The organism is Martelella radicis (assembly GCF_014196625.1).
GTDB lineage: Bacteria > Pseudomonadota > Alphaproteobacteria > Rhizobiales > Rhizobiaceae > Martelella > Martelella radicis.
Genome location: NZ_JACIDZ010000002.1, coordinates 181,014 through 196,328, shown reverse-complemented (window position 1 = coordinate 196,328; position 15,315 = coordinate 181,014). Strand labels below are relative to the sequence as shown.

At 62.0% G+C, this 15,315-nt stretch carries 15 protein-coding genes and 1 riboswitch; of the genes, 6 read left to right on the top strand and 9 right to left on the bottom strand.

Annotated elements, in window-relative coordinates; translation table 11 throughout:
• Position 1: 1 nt before the first annotated feature.
• The 9 genes from GGR30_RS04430 to GGR30_RS04390 form a co-directional block, all read right to left on the bottom strand.
• Positions 2–823: a carbohydrate ABC transporter permease gene (locus GGR30_RS04430; protein ID WP_210287947.1), complete on the bottom strand. Its 822-nt coding sequence runs from the start codon at positions 821–823 to the stop codon at positions 2–4.
• Entirely contained in the window at positions 823–1,719 is an 897-nt protein-coding gene (locus GGR30_RS04425) for a carbohydrate ABC transporter permease (RefSeq protein WP_183482968.1), read from the bottom strand. Before GGR30_RS04425 ends, GGR30_RS04430 begins: the two co-directional genes overlap by 1 nt.
• Before the next feature lie 307 nt (positions 1,720–2,026).
• The gene (locus GGR30_RS04420) at positions 2,027–3,292 is read right to left on the bottom strand and encodes an ABC transporter substrate-binding protein (protein WP_183482966.1); all 1,266 of its coding nucleotides are present in this window, start codon (positions 3,290–3,292) and stop codon (positions 2,027–2,029) included.
• A gap of 117 nt (positions 3,293–3,409) precedes the next feature.
• Entirely contained in the window at positions 3,410–4,474 is a 1,065-nt protein-coding gene (locus tag GGR30_RS04415; protein WP_183482964.1) for a LacI family DNA-binding transcriptional regulator, read from the bottom strand.
• Between the two features lie 107 nt (positions 4,475–4,581).
• Positions 4,582–5,571 (bottom strand): TRAP transporter substrate-binding protein, encoded by a 990-nt coding sequence (locus GGR30_RS04410; protein WP_183482962.1) that lies wholly within the window; start codon positions 5,569–5,571, stop codon positions 4,582–4,584.
• An 11-nt stretch (positions 5,572–5,582) separates the two neighbouring features.
• A complete protein-coding gene (locus GGR30_RS04405) occupies positions 5,583–7,376 on the bottom strand; it encodes a TRAP transporter large permease subunit (RefSeq protein WP_183482960.1) in 1,794 nt (597 codons plus the stop codon).
• Positions 7,373–8,035, bottom strand: coding sequence for a thiamine phosphate synthase (thiE, locus tag GGR30_RS04400; RefSeq protein ID WP_183482958.1), 663 nt, complete (start codon positions 8,033–8,035; stop codon positions 7,373–7,375). Before thiE ends, GGR30_RS04405 begins: the two co-directional genes overlap by 4 nt.
• Before the next feature lie 104 nt (positions 8,036–8,139).
• Positions 8,140–8,242: riboswitch (TPP riboswitch) on the bottom strand.
• 37 nt (positions 8,243–8,279) lie between these two features.
• Positions 8,280–8,954 (bottom strand): HAD family hydrolase, encoded by a 675-nt coding sequence (locus GGR30_RS04395; RefSeq protein WP_183482956.1) that lies wholly within the window; start codon positions 8,952–8,954, stop codon positions 8,280–8,282.
• Positions 8,951–9,913 (bottom strand): sugar-binding transcriptional regulator, encoded by a 963-nt coding sequence (locus GGR30_RS04390; RefSeq protein ID WP_343066468.1) that lies wholly within the window; start codon positions 9,911–9,913, stop codon positions 8,951–8,953. The genes GGR30_RS04395 and GGR30_RS04390 overlap by 4 nt, the downstream gene beginning before the upstream one ends.
• A 193-nt stretch (positions 9,914–10,106) precedes the next feature.
• On the opposite strand from GGR30_RS04390, the gene GGR30_RS04385 reads away from it, so the two are divergent.
• From GGR30_RS04385 to GGR30_RS04360, 6 genes are all read left to right on the top strand, one after another.
• Positions 10,107–11,516 (top strand): extracellular solute-binding protein, encoded by a 1,410-nt coding sequence (locus GGR30_RS04385; protein ID WP_183482955.1) that lies wholly within the window; start codon positions 10,107–10,109, stop codon positions 11,514–11,516.
• Between the two features lie 68 nt (positions 11,517–11,584).
• On the top strand, positions 11,585–12,460 hold the full coding sequence (locus GGR30_RS04380; RefSeq protein ID WP_183482953.1) for a carbohydrate ABC transporter permease: 876 nt from the start codon (positions 11,585–11,587) through the stop codon (positions 12,458–12,460).
• Positions 12,457–13,308, top strand: coding sequence for a carbohydrate ABC transporter permease (locus tag GGR30_RS04375; protein WP_183482951.1), 852 nt, complete (start codon positions 12,457–12,459; stop codon positions 13,306–13,308). The genes GGR30_RS04380 and GGR30_RS04375 overlap by 4 nt, the downstream gene beginning before the upstream one ends.
• A gap of 3 nt (positions 13,309–13,311) precedes the next feature.
• The gene (locus tag GGR30_RS04370; RefSeq protein WP_183482949.1) at positions 13,312–13,497 is read left to right on the top strand and encodes a DUF2160 family membrane protein; all 186 of its coding nucleotides are present in this window, start codon (positions 13,312–13,314) and stop codon (positions 13,495–13,497) included.
• Between the two features lie 3 nt (positions 13,498–13,500).
• Positions 13,501–14,550 (top strand): ABC transporter ATP-binding protein, encoded by a 1,050-nt coding sequence (locus tag GGR30_RS04365; protein ID WP_183482947.1) that lies wholly within the window; start codon positions 13,501–13,503, stop codon positions 14,548–14,550.
• Positions 14,547–15,314, top strand: a complete 768-nt coding sequence (locus GGR30_RS04360; protein ID WP_246413565.1) for an SDR family NAD(P)-dependent oxidoreductase — start codon at positions 14,547–14,549, stop codon at positions 15,312–15,314. Before GGR30_RS04365 ends, GGR30_RS04360 begins: the two co-directional genes overlap by 4 nt.
• Position 15,315 lies beyond the last annotated feature (1 nt).

Genomic DNA, 15,315 nt, shown 5'->3' with positions numbered 1-15,315 from the left:
CCTATTTGACCGAGCCAAGCATGCCCTGGACGAACTGGCGCTGCATGGCGAAGAAGATGAAGAGGGTGGGAAGCGTGGCAAGGATCGTGCCGATCATCACCGTGCCGTAATCGGGATAATAGGCCGATGCCAGCGACGAGACGACGAGCGTGATCGTCTTGGTCTCGTTCGACTGCAGCACGATCAGCGGCCACAGATAATTGTTCCAGTTGAGCATGAAGACGATGACGAAGGCTGCCGCATAGGTCGAACGCATCACCGGAAAATAGATGTAGAAGAAGATCTGCCACTCCTTCAGCCCGTCGACCTTGGCGGCATCGCGCAGTTCCGACGGGAAGGCCTTCGAGGCCTGCCGGAAATAGAAGATCACGAAGGCCCATGCGATGGTCGGCAGGATCACGGCGATATGGGTGTCGATCAGCCCGGCTTTCGCCATCAGCATGAACAGCGGGATCATGATCGCGGCAAAGGGGACCATCAATGTCAGGAGCACGAGGGTGTAGACCCGGTCGCGAAAGCGCGAGCGGAAGATCTCGAAACCGTAGCCGGCGAGCGACGAGACCAGCAGCGTCAGGACCGTGCCGGCGACCGCGATCTTCACCGAGTTCCACATGATCAGCGGCACATCGACCTGGGTGAAGAAGGTGCCCAGATTGGCGAGGAACGCCGCGCCGAAGGTGGCCTTGCCGGTAACGATGTCGGCGGTCGTGTTGGTTGCGGAAATCACCATCCAGATGAAGGGAAAGACCGAGATGAAGGCCGCAAGGCCGAGCGCGCCGTAGAGCAGGGCGGCAGACAGGTATCGTGTGGTGTAGCGCGGCATCATTTGCGCTCCCTTGCGGCGTAGAATTGCAGGAAGGACAGGATGGCGACGATGACGACGATGACGTAGGAGACCGTTGCCGCATAGCCGAAATTGGGCGTGAAGCGGAAGGTCAGGTTGTAGATGTAGAGCGACAGCGTCAGCGTCGCATTGGCCGGCCCGCCGGTGCCCTCGGTCAGGTTGTATACCTCGTCGAAGAGCTGCAGCGTGCCGATGGTCGAGGTGATGGTGGTAAACAGGATCACCGGCTTGAGCATCGGGATCGTCAGGTGCAGGAACTGCCGCCATTTCGGCACGCCGTCGACGCGGGCGGCCTCGTAGATCGACTTGTCGATATTCTGCAGCGCGGCCAGGTAGAAGATCATGTTGTAGCCGGTCCAGCGCCAGGTGATCGCAAGGATGATCAGCAGCTTGGCCCAGAAGGGATCGGTGAACCACGGGATCGGAATGTCGATCAGCCCGAGGGACTGTAGCGTCGAATTGATGATCCCGTCGGTGGCAAACATGCTCTTGAACAGGATCGAATAGGCCACAAGCGAGGAAACGCAGGGCAGGAAGATCGCGGTGCGGAAAAGCCCGCGGAACTTCAGTTTCGGGCTGTTGAGCGCGCTGGCGAGGATCAGCGCCAGCATGATCATCACCGGCACCTGGATGACGAGGAAGGTCAGCGTATTGGTCAGCGCCTGCAGGAAGACCGGATCATTGAAGAGCCGCTCGATGTTCCCGAAGCCGACGAACTTCATCATCATGCCCCGTCCGGAATAGAACGAGAGCACCAGCGAGCGGATGATCGGGTAGAACATGAACGTGCCGATCAGGAGAAGGGCCGGGACGACGAAGGCCCAGCCGTTCACATCATAAAACCGTCTCAGATTGCCGGGTCTGGCAGTCACCATTTTTCGACCTCGCGCCGCATGCGACCTTTTTTGAGAAATGCCAAATCATCCGCCTCAGCCTGTTGGCAAAGGTCCTCACCTCTCATTTCCGTCATGCCGGCCTTGAGCCGGCATCCAGGGCCAAAACCCGAGGACCATCAGGTTGATGACCCTGGCGCAAAAGGCGATTTATAGCCCTGGACCCCGGATCAGGTCCGGGGTGACGGAGAATGGCTGGCGAGTTGCGCTTGTCTGCAACAGGCTTGTCAGCAGGCTCGTGAACAGTCTGGGGCGGACGAGACATCGTCCGTCCCTGGCATTGAGCCTTTTACTGGATCTGGTACTTCGCCTGCTGTTCGATGGCCTTCAGCACCTCGTCGATCGGCTTGCCGTCGACGAGCGAACGCAGGTTCGCAGTCACCGCCGTGTCGAGTTCGTTGGTGAAGATGCCGTAGTCGACCGGCGGGATTTCGTTCAGCCAGTCGGAGAACTTCTGCCAGACTTCCTCGCCGCCGAAGAACGGGTCTGCTTCCTGATAGGCAGGGCCTTCGCGGGCGGCCAGAAGCGAACCGACGGCGCCGCGTTCGGTCAGGATCTTCTGGTAGAAGTCGACATCCTTGGCATAGATCTCGTTGAGGAAGTCGATCGCCTCGTCCTTCACGTCGGAGGAGGAGAGCACATACCAGCTCGATCCGCCGAGATTGGAGGCGTGCGAAGCGCCTTCCACACCATCGAGCGAGGGGATCGGCGCCACGCGCCATTTGCCGGACTGCGCTTCCTGGGCCTTGATCGTGCCGGTAATCCACACGCCGGTGATGACCGAGGCGGTGTTGCCGGAGGTAAAGGCGTTGACGTAATTGGACCAGCCGGTCGCGGGGTAGAGAATGTCGGCCTTGGCCATCTTGGCCTGGGTCTCGAGCGCGGCCTTCAGCGCCTGATTGTCGACGACGTCGAGGTCGCCGTTCTCATCGAAATACCATTCGCCGGCCGACTGCATCATGATGCGGGTCATGCCGCCGTCATTGAGGTCGATCGAGGTCATCTTGTGACCGGTCTTTTCCTCCACCTGCTTGCCGATCTCGATGAAACGGTCCCAGGTGATGCCTTCCATGTCGGCGGCGGTAAAGCCCGCTTCCTCGAGATAGTCGCTGCGGTAGTAAAGCCCGGTGACGCCTGAATCGAACGGCATGCCATAGACCTTGCCGTCAAGCGTCATCAGCTCGACCTTGTAGGGGGCAAAGCCGGAATAGTCGACGACATCATCCATCGGCGCGAAGGAGCCGGGGAAGGACTGGAGGTATTTCTGCGCGCCGTAATCCTCGATCAGCACGATATCCGGCAGCGCGTTGGTGGTGCCGGAGGCAAGCCCGGTCTGCAGCTTCTGCTCGACGTCGAGCTTGGCGAAGTCAACGACGTTGAAGGTCGTGTCGGGATGGGTCTTCGAATAGATCTCACCCGCTTCCTTCATGATGGCGACGTTGAAATTCGGGTCCCAGCACCAGATCGTTATTTCGCCGGCAAAGGCGGCCGACGCACTCATGATCGAGGCGCCGGCGACGGCCGCACCCGTAATCCGCTTCAGCACGGTATCCATTGGTTTCCTCCCATTTGGACGATCGCTGGCGGCACTCTCCCTGCCGCCTGACAAAAAGCTAACGTCAAAAACGGAAACTGCGCAATAAAAAATTTAGTAAAATAAGAAGTAAAATTTTTACGCATCGGGCGGCTGGCGACAGCTTTCGCGCCAGATCATCTCCGCCGGAATGGTTACCCGTTTGGTGTATTCGCGCCCGTTGATGCGTTCGACAAGCAGGTCGACGGCGCATTCGCCGATGGCCTCGCCGGGAATTTTCATGGTCGAAAGCGGCGGCGTCAGGAACTGGGCGACCGGGATGTCGTTGAAGGAAGCAATGGCGATGTCGCCGGGCACGGAAAGCCCCGCCTCCTGCAGCGCACGGGACGTGCCGATGGCGATATTGTCATTGGCGGTCAGGATCACATCCGGCCGGTCCGCATGCTCAAGCAGGCCCCGGGCGTTTTCATAGCCGACCTCAAGGCGCAGGTTCTGGCCGTTGTTGCAGTCGTCATTGAGCGCGATCAGCGCCGGATCGAAACAGCCGTGCTCCTTCTGCCATTCGACATAGGCGTTGCAGCGCGCCTCGCTGTATGGGCTGCCTTTGCGACTGATCCGGTCTTCGGCGCCGATGAATGCAATCCGGCGGTATCCGGCGGCGTGGAGCCCGTCAAGTATGGTGCGCGTGGCGAGGGCGAGGTCGCTCGACGCACAGTCGAAGCGCTCTTCTTCCGGCACGAAATCGGCAAAGACGAGGTGCCTGCTGCTCTCCTCGAGAAGGGCTATCTCATGCGGCCGGTGTTTGCCGATCGCGATCACCCCGGTCATGGTGTGCAAAAATGCCGCCTCGGCCTCAAGGTCGCCGTGGAAAACCTTGACGATCTCGGTGCCATAGTTCTGGCAGCGGCGTTCGATGCCGAGCCGGACGCCAATGTAATAGGGATCGATCAGCTCCTCGTCGCGTTCGAGAAAATGAACCGTTGCGATGCGCGGCGGCGCCTGCTTGCGTCGCGGCGCGCGCAGCGGGCCATTCTTCGCCCGCAGGCGGTTGCGCGGCGTGGCGTAGTTCAGCGCCTCGGCCGTCTCGATGATCGCCTTGCGCTTGACCTCGGAGACGGACAATGTCGGGTCATAGTTCAGGACGCGCGAAACCGTGCCGGCCGAAACGCCGACCGCCTTGGCAATTTCCCGCAATGTCACCATGTCTTCACGCCTTGCAATCGAGAGTCGGGTAAATTTTTACCAATTCCGCAACGCCCGCAAGCCTTAAGTGGCGAATTTCAGCACTTGTTCGGTACGCATCCCCGAACTCAGGTGTTTTCCACCATTTCGATCCGCTCCATACCGCCGACGACCGGGGCAAACTCCGTCCACACGCCTTTGGCGCCCGCCCGCCATGCGTCCATGTCTTCCGGCTGGAACACTTCGCCGCCGTTTTCGCGCGCTGTTTCCATTGCCGCCGTTTCGTCCTCCACGATCAGCGCGTTGAAATAGAGCGCCGCTTCCGCGGAGATTTCCATCAGCAGGCCTTGCGTTTCGGCATCGAGACCGTTCCAGAAGCCTTGTGAGAAGTAAATCACGCCCGAAGCGCGGATATGGCCGGTCTCCGTCAGGCAGGGTACGACCTCATAGAGCTTGAAGCCGGCATAGGCGGATTTGGTCAGGTCCATGGCATCGGCGACGCCGGTTGAGAGCGCGTTATAGGTCTCGGTAATCGGAATGCCGACGGGAACGGCTCCAAACGCGCTCCAGAGCCCGGTATGAAGCGGGCTGTTGATGACCCGGAGCGTGACGCCTTCGAGTTCTTCCGGTCGGGTGACCGGCGTCTTCGTCAGAAGGTGGCGCGCGCCGTAATCGATGAAGCCGCCGACGATGAAGCGCTCGCTTGCAAGCTGCTCCCTGAGACCGTCACCGACAGGGCCGGTGACGACGCGCCGCAGATGCTCCGGACCGCGGAACAGGAAGGGCAGATCGAGGAGTTGCAATTGCGGCACCCAGGACGAGAGTGCCGAGACGGTCGAAAGGCTCGCCTGTACCGAACCGAGGCGAACGCTGCCGGCCACCTGTTTTTCGCCCCCGAGCGCGCCATTGGTGACAATGTTGAAGCGGAAACGGCCGGGCATCCGCTCCTCGGCCCTTTCGGCGAAGAAGCGCCAGATTTTCGTTTCAGGCTTGTCCTCGCCCAGAAGCGAGGCGACCGTCACGGTGGTCTGGGCATGGGCCGGGTGGGCGAGATAGGGGGCCGCCAGCGCGGCGAGCGTTCCGGCTTTCAGAAGCGTACGGCGATTGAGGGTCTTCATGAGGTCTCCTCTCAGATCAACAGGGTGTAGGCGCAGATAAGGGCGACGGCGGCAAGAAGCGCGGCAAGATACGGCAGCACGGCGCGAAAGAGTGCGCCGGCCGGAATATCCGCGACGCCGCCCACCACCAGGACCAGCATGCCGACCGGCGGCGTCAGCCCGCCGATCATCAGCGTGGTGACGATGATGACGCCAAAGGCGATCGGGTCGATCCCGGCCGTGGTGGCAAGCGGCAGCAACAGCGGCCCGAACAGCAGGATGGCGGCGCCGATATCGAGCAGCAGACCCGCCAGCAGCAGGACGAGGACCGCGAAGGCAAGGATGGCGGCGGGAGAGCTGCCGAAAGCGCCGGCGGCTGCCGTCAGCATGCCGGCAACGCCGTCGACGGCAAGCTGGAAGGCAAAGGGACCTGCCGAGCCGATGAGAAGGCCGATGGCGGCGGCTTCGGCCGCCGTCTGCCGGAATACGGAAAAAAGCGAGGTGTTGCGGTTCCTTGCGAAGACGGCAAGGGCCAGCGTATAGGCGGCGGCGAGAGCGGCCGCCTCCGTCGTGGTGACGATGCCGATGCGGATGCCGAACACCACGATAATGCCCAATCCGAAGGCCGGAAGGGCGGCAAGGAAGGCGCCTCGCCGCTGACTGCCCGTCGCCCGCGGGCCACCGCCCTGCTCGCGGCTTGTCATATGGATGGCTATGGCAAGGCTCGCAGCCATCAATAGGCCAGCAAGAAGCCCGCCGACAAGCAACTTGCCGACCGAAAGATCGGTCGCTGTCGCCAGGATCAGGAAGGCGATCGAGGGCGGGATAACATTGTCGAGCACCGAAGAGGCGGCGATGATCGCGCCGGCGCGGGCTTCCCGGTAGCCATGGCGCACCAGTTCGGGGTGGAAGGTTGTGGCGGAAAAGACGGCATTGGCGACCGAAGAACCCGAAGCGCCGGAAAACAGCGTGCCGGTGGCAAGTACCGTTTGCGCCAGTCCGCCGCGCCTGTGGCCAACGAGCGAGGCCGCGAAGGTCACGAGATGTTTCGCTGCGCCCGAGGCCGAAAGCGCCGCCCCCGTCAACAGGAAGAACGGGATGGCGAGCAGCAGGAAGCGCGACATGCCGGAGACGGCGGTGGTCACCATCGTTTCCGCCGCCAGATTGCCGCCGAACGGCATGGCGGCCATGGCGGCTGCCAGAAAGGCGTGGGCAAGCGGCGCGGCCGCAAGAAGGCCGATACCCGCGCAAATCGCGATCACCGCGCTCGGCGGCAGGGTTGTTTCGAAGGTGATACGAAGACAGGCGAGGGTGGCCAGGGCCGCAAGGATTGCGGAGGCCACGAGCGAGGCGATGCGGCGCTCGCCGATCCGACCGAGAGCCAGAATGGCGGCAATCAGCGCTCCGCCTGTGGCGGTCATGGCAAAGGGCACCCATTCAGGCAGGCCGAGCGTGGGCGATGTGCCCCCGATCAGGGCGATGACGCGGGCGCTGCCGAAGACCAGAACGAAGGCGGCGATCAGGCTTATGGCATCGGCAATCACCCTTGCGGCGGCTTCGGCCTTTGGCCCGAGGGGCAGGTCAAGCCGCATGGCAAGAGGGCCGGACATGGCAAGCGGCGCGCCGAGAGCGATCAGCGCGACATTCAGCCACATGCCAAGTTCTTCCGTACCGATCAGCCCGCTCTGAAAGAGGTAGCGCAGGATGACGCTGAGGAGAACGAGCCCGAGCGTCGCCGCCAGCACGGCGGCGGCCGTCGCCGAAAGCGCCGTCCGCAGCCATCGGGCGAGCCGGGCGGCCCCGTATTCGGTCGCTGTCGATGTCATCGCGCCCGGTTCGCGATCGCCGCATCGATGGCGCTGCGGAAGTCGCGGGTTGCGCCGGCGACGTCGGGCGCGTGAAAGATCGCCGAGATCACCGCGATACCGTCGGCTCCTTCCGCGATCAGTTCGGGCACGTTTTCGAGCTTGATCCCGGCAATCGCGCCGACCGGCAGGTCGGGCCGGGCGCTTCTGAGGCCGCGACGCAGCGCGCGAAAACCCTCCACGCCGACGGGCGGGTCGGAGCTGATCTTGGAAAGCGTATGGAAGACGCCGCCGATACAGGCGTAGTTGACCGGCGCCGTCGAGGCCCTCGCGCCGTCGGACGCGCTCTTGACGGTCAGCCCGATGATGGCGTCCGGTCCGAGCAGGCGACGCGCGGTTTCGGACGGCATGTCGTCGGCGCCGAGGTGGACGCCTGCGGCTTCGGCGGCAAGAGCCACATCCACCCGATCATTGATCACCAGCGGAACGCCGGTCGGCTCCAGCGCCTTGCGGATCTCGACGGCGCGTTCGATCATCAGGCGCGTCTTGGCGTATTTGTCCCGGTACTGGATCAGGGTCGCGCCGTTTTCGGCGGCGTGTCGCGCCAGTTCGGCAAGCGGGGCGGTCTCCACCAGCCCGGCATCGACCAGCGCATTCAGACGGTAATCGACCGTTCTCATGGCTGCACCCCGGGTGCCCAGACAGGGCAAATTCGGCGAAATTCCAACGACATATGACGACCTCCATGGCATTGCGGAGACCGGCGCGGAAGCGAAAACAAGGGGATTGACCGTCTTTCCGTTCCTACGCCGGTATGACCCGGATCAGGTTCAAGGGTCCGGCTCATTGCCATCTCAGCATCGCAGGATGCTCCCCTCGGAATAATCTTGATTCTGTCGGGCTTTGGTCCCCGTGTCAACCGGCTCAGGCGCCGCCGAAGGCGGCTTCCTCAAAGTCGCGGAGACCAGTGAGCACAGGTTTTGCGCCGACTGCCCGCAGCCTGTCGGCATGAAGCGGCCTGATGCCTTCGAGATGACCGCCGCCGACGAAGCCGATGGCACGCATTCCGGCGCGTCCGGCAGCGGTGACGCCGGCAATGGAATCTTCCAGAACCACGCAGTCGGCAAAGGAGGCGCCGCGCTTTTCGGCTGCATAGAGGAAGACGTCCGGAGCCGGCTTGCCGTGTTCGACCGAATCGGCGCTGAAGGCGCGGTCCGCGAAGCGCTCGGAAAAACCGATGCATTCCAGCGCGACCCCAAGCCGCTTGTAGGAACCGCCGGAAGCGATGCAATAGTCGATGCCGGCCGCGTCCAGCCGGTCGAGCATTTCCGCAGCGCCCGGCATCGGTTTCAGCCTGGCGCGGTAGCTGGCGAAAAGCCGCTTGTACCAGTCTTTCTGAAAACCGGCGTCGACGGGACGGCCTGCCCTTTGTTCGACAAAGGCGATGATTTGTCGGACCGACGCGCCAAGGAACTGTTCGACCAGCGCGTCCCAGTCCATGATGATTCCGTATTCCTCAAGCGAGGTCCGAAGTTCGGAAAGCGCGATGATTTCGCTGTCGGCGAGCACGCCGTCGAAATCGAAGATGACAGTGTTCATGGTGCGGTCCTGGCGAGAAGGAGTTCGGCGGTCACATCGTCTGTGATCAGCGTGGTGACGAGCCCGCGGCGAATGGCGGCGATGATGACATCGACCTTGTGGGCGCCGGCGGCGGCAAGGACCCGTTCGGGAACCTTTTCCAGAGCGCCGAGCCTGATGCCGACCGCACAGTCGTTGATGAAGTGGTCGATTTCCCTGCCGTCGCGGTCGATGAAGTGGCCGACGACATCGCCGACGGCGCCTTTTGCGGTCAGCTCCGCAGCCGAAACATTCGTCGGCACGCCCGTCGTCATCAAAACGGATTTCTCGGAAAGATCGCCCGCCACCAGCACCGCCAGGTCGAGGTTTTCGAGCTTCTGCAGATGCGCGCTGAAGACCGCGTCGGAGAGGAACTCCTCCCTGTCCGTACCCGGCGAGAGATAAACCGGCGCGGCGAAGAGCGAATAGCTGGCCCCCAGCCTGTCGGCAAAACCCGAGGCGACGCCGAAGGCATTGAAAGAGGCGCCCTGCGAGGTGCCGCCAATCATCGAGACGATCTCGACGTGCGGAAACTGCATGCGCGGAAGGTGGGTCATCGCGTTCTTCAGCGTCATGCCCCAGGAAACGCCGATCAGACGCCAGCGCGCCTCGCGTAATCCTGCTGCCAGGTAGTTGGCGAGCGCGGCGCCCGCAGGGAGCTGGAAGTCGTAATTCTCCCTGTTGGCTGGCGCGACGATCGCGTCCTCCAGACCGAAACGCTGCCCCAGCTCCTCCTGGAGGCGGAAGCGGGTGACATGCGGGGACTGAATTTCAACGCGCACGAGCCCGCCGGCGCGTGCGGTCTTGATCGCCTGGTTCACGCGCAGCCGGGTGATGCCCATCAGCGCCGCGACCTCGGACTGGGTCATCTCATTGATGAAATAATGCCAGCAGACCTCAACCAGAAACGCCTCGGTTTCCGCATTTACTTCACTTGCCACCAGGCACATCCCGTCACGCAGTTCCATCCTGATCGTCATATGACCGTTTTTCATCTGAAATGCAAATTTGACATTTGTAATTTTACACTTGTCTTTTTTTTAAAACATGTGTATCGATATGGATGTCCGGGCCGAGGAGATGGAGTGGCCCGGATTGATCTTGGCCGTTCACGGCCTTCATGGGAGGATGAATATGATCAAGCGTTTACTGACGACTTCCGCACTGGCGCTCATCGTTGCGCAGCCGGCACTGGCCGATTACTGGTCTGACGCGGCTGCCGACCTGAAGGGCGCCACGATCCGCGGCATCACCGAGAGCACGCCGCCGTCCAATTATGTCCGCGATGTTCTGGCGCCCCAGTTCGAGGACGCCACCGGCATCAAGGTCGAACTGGAGACCACGTCCTGGGACCAGATGTTCGACAAGGCGATCAAGGACATGGAAGCCGGTTCAGGCATCTATGACTTCGTCTATATCGAGCAGGATATTATCTATTCCTATCTGGCGCGCGACTTCCTGGTCGACATCACCGCCATGCTCAAAGAGCATCCGGAACTGAATGCGCCCGATTTCGATATGGGCGCGTTCACCACCTTCATCGACAATTTCCGCGGCGAAAACGGCGATGTCTTCGGCATACCGATGGAAGCCTTCATCAAGGTCTATCTCTATCGCAAGGATCTGTTCGAGGATCCGGAAGAAATGGCCGCGTTCAAGGAGCAATACGGCTACGAACTTCAGCCGGCGACGACGTTCGAGCAGTGGAAGGACATTGCCGATTTCTTCACCCGTCCCGGCGAACAGCTCTGGGGCACCACGGTGCAGGCCTCGACCGGCCATGTCGCCTCCTTCTACGAATTCTTCGAATCGATCGCGCCGACCTTCGGCGTCTATGACTGGGGTATCGATCTCGATGCCGGCGGTGCATCCGTTTCAAACGGCGGCACGATGAATTCCGATACCGCCAAGGAGGCGCTCGCCTTCTGGATCGGCCTTCTGGACGACGCTCCGCCCGAAGCAACGGCTTCCACCTGGGACGAAGTTGCCTCGACATTCGCCGCAGGCCGTGCCGCTCAGGGCTGGGTCTATGGCGAGAACGCCGCCTGGATCGCGACCGATCCGGAAAAGTCGAATGTGGTCGGCAAGGTCGGCGTCACCCTGCCGCCGGTCGCAGACGGCGTGATGGAGGATGCCGAGGCCGGCGAGGGCTATATCGGCTATTATGACGGCGGCGCCTTCGGCATTCCGCATTCCTCCAGGAACAAGGAAGCCGCCCTGCTCTGGCTCGAATATATCGGCCAGCCGTCGATTCAGGCCGACTGGGCCGTGGCCGGCTCGCGCGTCGTTCAAACGGCGACCTATGACGATCCGAAGGTCAAGGCGCAGGACGAAAAGGCGGACGGCTATTACTCGCTGATGCGCGACAAGGGCTATCTGTTCAAGGGCGCGCCGGAATATCCGTTCCACGCCCAGATCCGCGAGACGGTCGCTCCGTTCATCTACGAGGCGATCATCGGCCAGTTGACGGCGGAAGAGGCGCTCGACAAGGCAGCGGCGGCGACCGATGCCGAACTGGAACGTCTCGGTTATCTCTCCAATTGATCCCCAGGGCCTGACGCCGGCGGCGCATTCTGCGTCGCCGGTCCTCTTTCTTTCCGGAGATCAAGGGCATGCGAAACTCTACCACGGGCTGGCTGCTGATCGCGCCGACCCTGTTTATCCTGTTCATTACCGGGCTGCTGCCGTTTCTGTACGTGCTGGTCGTTTCCTTCTTCGACTGGAACACTTTTGCGCAGAACCCGGAACCGCAATTTGCGGGCGTAGAGAATTTCCGCCGGCTGGTCTTCGACCCCGGCTATCTGAAGTCGGTCTGGCTGACGCTGAAATTCACCTTCTTCGTGCTGGTCAGCGAGCTTCTGATCGGCTTCGCGCTGGCGAAGCTCCTGATGCGCAACGTGCCGCTCAAAGGGCTCTTCCGCACGATCCACACGCTGCCGCTGATGATCGCCCCGATTGCGGTCGGCGCCACCTGGCGCCTGCTGACGGTGCCGGGCCTCGGGCCGATCCCCTATTACATGCAGAAATGGTTCGACACGTCCTATGTGCTGTCGCGTTTTCCCGATCAGGCCTTCGCCACGGTCGTCATCATGGATATCTGGCACTGGACGCCGCTAATCACGCTCACGCTTCTGGCCGGGCTTTCCAACCTGCCGGAGGAGCCGCTGGAACAGGCCCGTATCGACGGCGCAGGCGAATGGCGGCTCTTCTGGGACATCACCCTGCCATTCCTGAAACCCGTGCTTTTGACGACGATCTTCATCCGTCTGATGGATGCGTTGAGGACCGTCGAGGAGGTGTGGATGCTCACGGGCGGCGGGCCGGGGGCGGAGACCCGTTTCGTCGGGCTCTACATCTGGCGCGTGGTCTTCCCGAAGACCGACTACGGCTATGGCTCGGCAATCTCGCTGGTCACGCTCTACCTCACCATCGTCATGTGCTGGCTGCTCTATGTCGCCATGACCGGCATGAAGGAGAACAGGGAATGAATCGCGGCTTCTTCAAATCCCCGATCACGCTCGGACTCTTGTGGATATTGCTGTCCCTGATGACGCTCTTTCCGGTCTGGTGGATGTTCCTCGTTTCGGTGCGCCGACGCGTCGATCTCTTCGGCGCGCCGAGCTTCCTGCTCGATACCTCCCGCATGACCTGGGGGAATTATCTGGCGGTGCTCTCCAACCCGACCTTCCAGAAATACATGACCAATTCGCTGATCATCGCCACCAGCAACGCCGTACTCGTTTCCGTGCTCGGTCTGCTCGCGGCCTATGCGATGTCGCGATTTCGGCTGGCGGGCAAGGAGAACATCTTCTTCTGGGTGCTGACCAACCGCATGGCGCCGCCGGCCGTGTTCCTGCTGCCCTTGTTCCTGATGTACACGACCTGGTTCCGTGTCGGCGACTGGACGCTGTTCGACACGCGCATCGGCCTTGTCCTGCTCTATTGCGTGTTCAATCTGCCCTTTGCCTTCTGGCTGTTGCAGGGCATGGTCGACGGCATCCCCAAAGAACTTGACGAGGCGGCCTATGTCGACGGCGCTTCCACCTTCACGGTGCTCGTCACCATCATCTTTCCGCTGTCGCGGCCAGGCCTCGCGGTCACAGGCATTCTCGCCTGGGTGTTTGCCTGGAACGAATATCTGTTCGCATCGACGCTAACCTCCGTTGACGCCCGAACCATCACCACAGGGCTTGCCGAATTCGTGACCGTGACCGGCACCAACTGGGGCCAGCTTGCAGCCGTTGCCATGCTGACGCTCCTGCCGGCGGCCATCGTGCTTGCCGTTGCCCAGCGCCACATCGTCGCCGGCCTCACCTTCGGCGCGGTGAAAGGATAGACCATGGCCAAGCACAAGGATGGCTTTCTGCCGATCAGGACCAATCTCTTCGACCGCATCTTCATATCGGTCGTGCTGTTCATCGCGATCTCGCTGTTGTGGATGCGGTTCCTCGAACCTCTCCTGCCGCTCTGGGTCTCAACCGTTCTGTCGGTGATCCTCGGCCAGTGGATCGTCAGGAAAGGATAAGACATGAGTTCAGTGACCCTTGAGGGCGTTGAGAAGAGTTTCGGCGCCGTGACTGTTTTGAAGGCGATCGATCTCGAGATCGCCGACGGCGAATTCCTGGTGCTGCTCGGCCCGTCGGGCTGCGGCAAGTCGACCACGATGCGCATGATCGCGGGGCTTGAGACGATCTCGCGCGGGACCATGCTGATGGGCGGGCGCGATGTCACCAACACCCATCCGCGCGAGCGCAATGTCGCCATGGTGTTCCAGAACTACGCGCTTTATCCGCATATGACGGTTGCCGACAACATCGGCTATCCCTTGCGGGTGGCCAAGGTGGAGAAGGCCGAGCGTCGCCGCCAGGTGGAGGCGGCCGCCGCCCGCGTTGATCTGGAGCCCTATCTGAAGCGCTATCCCCGCGATCTTTCCGGCGGCCAGCGTCAGCGTGTGGCGCTGGCCCGCGCGCTGGTGCGCGATCCGGAAGTGTTCCTGCTCGATGAGCCGCTGTCCAATCTGGACGCCAAGCTGCGCGTTGCCATGCGCGCGGAGATCAAGCACCTTCACCGCACGCTCGGCGTCACCATGATCTATGTGACCCACGACCAGATCGAGGCGATGACGCTTGCCGACCGGGTCGTGCTCTTGTCGGGCGGCGAGATCCAGCAGGTCGGCACGCCCGACGATATCTATGACGATCCGGAAAACCTGTTCGTTGCAGGCTTCATCGGCTCGCCGCCGATGAACTTCATCGCAGGCCGCGCGAAGGGCGGCGCATTTTCCGCCGACGGGGTTTCTGATGTCTCGGCGCCCGGGGCGCACAAGGCGCTCACCCTCGGTTTTCGCGCCGAGGACGTGGTGCTTGCCGAGAACGGCCGGTTCACCGGCACGGTCTATGAGGTCGAGCCGACCGGCGAGGCGACCTATGTTGTTCTCAATATTGCCGGCGGTCAGGTGATCATTCGCTGCGACAAGAAGTTCCGGCCGGAGATCGAGGCCACGCTCCGCTTCGAGGTGCCGGATGGACAGATGCTGTTCTTCGATACGGACACGGGAAAGAGGGTGCGCACGTCATGACGATCATGAGTCGATTTGACCTGAAGGGCAAACGCGCCGTCGTGACCGGCGCTTCCCAAGGCATCGGGCTGGCCTCCGCCCGGGCTCTCGCCGAGGCCGGCGCCCATGTGCTGCTCACCTCGCGCGATGAGCAGGCGCTGGAAAAGGCGGCCGACGAACTGGCGTCGGAAGGCTATTCGGTCGAGCACCGTTTTCTCGACGTCACCGACAGCGTCGCCGTAACGGCGCTCGCCGAAGACCTGGGCGCCGTCGACATTCTCTTCGCCAATGCCGGGATTGCCCGCTCCGGCGAGGCGGCCGAGGAAATGGCCGATGACGTCATTGCCGACGTGATGAACGTCAATTTCAATGGCGTGGTACATTGCTGCCGCGCCTTTGGAAGAAAAATGCTTGCGGCGGGCGGCGGCTCGATCGTCGTCACCGGTTCGATCTCGGCGCTGATCTCGAACAGGCCGCAAAAGCAGAGCTACTACAACGCTTCAAAGGCCGCCGTGCACCAGATGGTCAAGAGCATGGCGGGCGAATGGGCGGCGCGCGGTGTCAGGATCAATGCCGTGGCGCCCGGCTATATCGAAACGCCGATGACAAAATACGGGATGGAGGAAGATCCCGAAACCGCCGAAAAATGGCTCGAGCTCACGCCGATGGGCCGTGTCGGTCAGCCAGACGAGATTGCGTCCATCATCGTGTTTCTGGCCTCGCCGGCTGCAAGCTACATGACCGGATCCGTCGTCGTCGCCGATGGCGGATACACTTGCTGGTAGG

What these genes read in the sequence shown, in the direction of transcription:
- GGR30_RS04430 (WP_210287947.1), bottom strand. Translation starts at nt 823, where the DNA reads ATGCCGCGCTACACCACACGATACCTGTCTGCCGCCCTGCTCTACGGC.
- GGR30_RS04425 (WP_183482968.1), bottom strand. Translation starts at nt 1,719, where the DNA reads ATGGTGACTGCCAGACCCGGCAATCTGAGACGGTTTTATGATGTGAAC.
- GGR30_RS04420 (WP_183482966.1), bottom strand. Translation starts at nt 3,292, where the DNA reads ATGGATACCGTGCTGAAGCGGATTACGGGTGCGGCCGTCGCCGGCGCC.
- GGR30_RS04415 (WP_183482964.1), bottom strand. Translation starts at nt 4,474, where the DNA reads ATGGTGACATTGCGGGAAATTGCCAAGGCGGTCGGCGTTTCGGCCGGC.
- GGR30_RS04410 (WP_183482962.1), bottom strand. Translation starts at nt 5,571, where the DNA reads ATGAAGACCCTCAATCGCCGTACGCTTCTGAAAGCCGGAACGCTCGCC.
- GGR30_RS04405 (WP_183482960.1), bottom strand. Translation starts at nt 7,376, where the DNA reads ATGACATCGACAGCGACCGAATACGGGGCCGCCCGGCTCGCCCGATGG.
- thiE (WP_183482958.1), bottom strand. Translation starts at nt 8,035, where the DNA reads ATGAGAACGGTCGATTACCGTCTGAATGCGCTGGTCGATGCCGGGCTG.
- GGR30_RS04395 (WP_183482956.1), bottom strand. Translation starts at nt 8,954, where the DNA reads ATGAACACTGTCATCTTCGATTTCGACGGCGTGCTCGCCGACAGCGAA.
- GGR30_RS04385 (WP_183482955.1), top strand. Translation starts at nt 10,107, where the DNA reads ATGATCAAGCGTTTACTGACGACTTCCGCACTGGCGCTCATCGTTGCG.
- GGR30_RS04380 (WP_183482953.1), top strand. Translation starts at nt 11,585, where the DNA reads ATGCGAAACTCTACCACGGGCTGGCTGCTGATCGCGCCGACCCTGTTT.
- GGR30_RS04375 (WP_183482951.1), top strand. Translation starts at nt 12,457, where the DNA reads ATGAATCGCGGCTTCTTCAAATCCCCGATCACGCTCGGACTCTTGTGG.
- GGR30_RS04370 (WP_183482949.1), top strand. Translation starts at nt 13,312, where the DNA reads ATGGCCAAGCACAAGGATGGCTTTCTGCCGATCAGGACCAATCTCTTC.
- GGR30_RS04365 (WP_183482947.1), top strand. Translation starts at nt 13,501, where the DNA reads ATGAGTTCAGTGACCCTTGAGGGCGTTGAGAAGAGTTTCGGCGCCGTG.
- GGR30_RS04360 (WP_246413565.1), top strand. Translation starts at nt 14,547, where the DNA reads ATGACGATCATGAGTCGATTTGACCTGAAGGGCAAACGCGCCGTCGTG.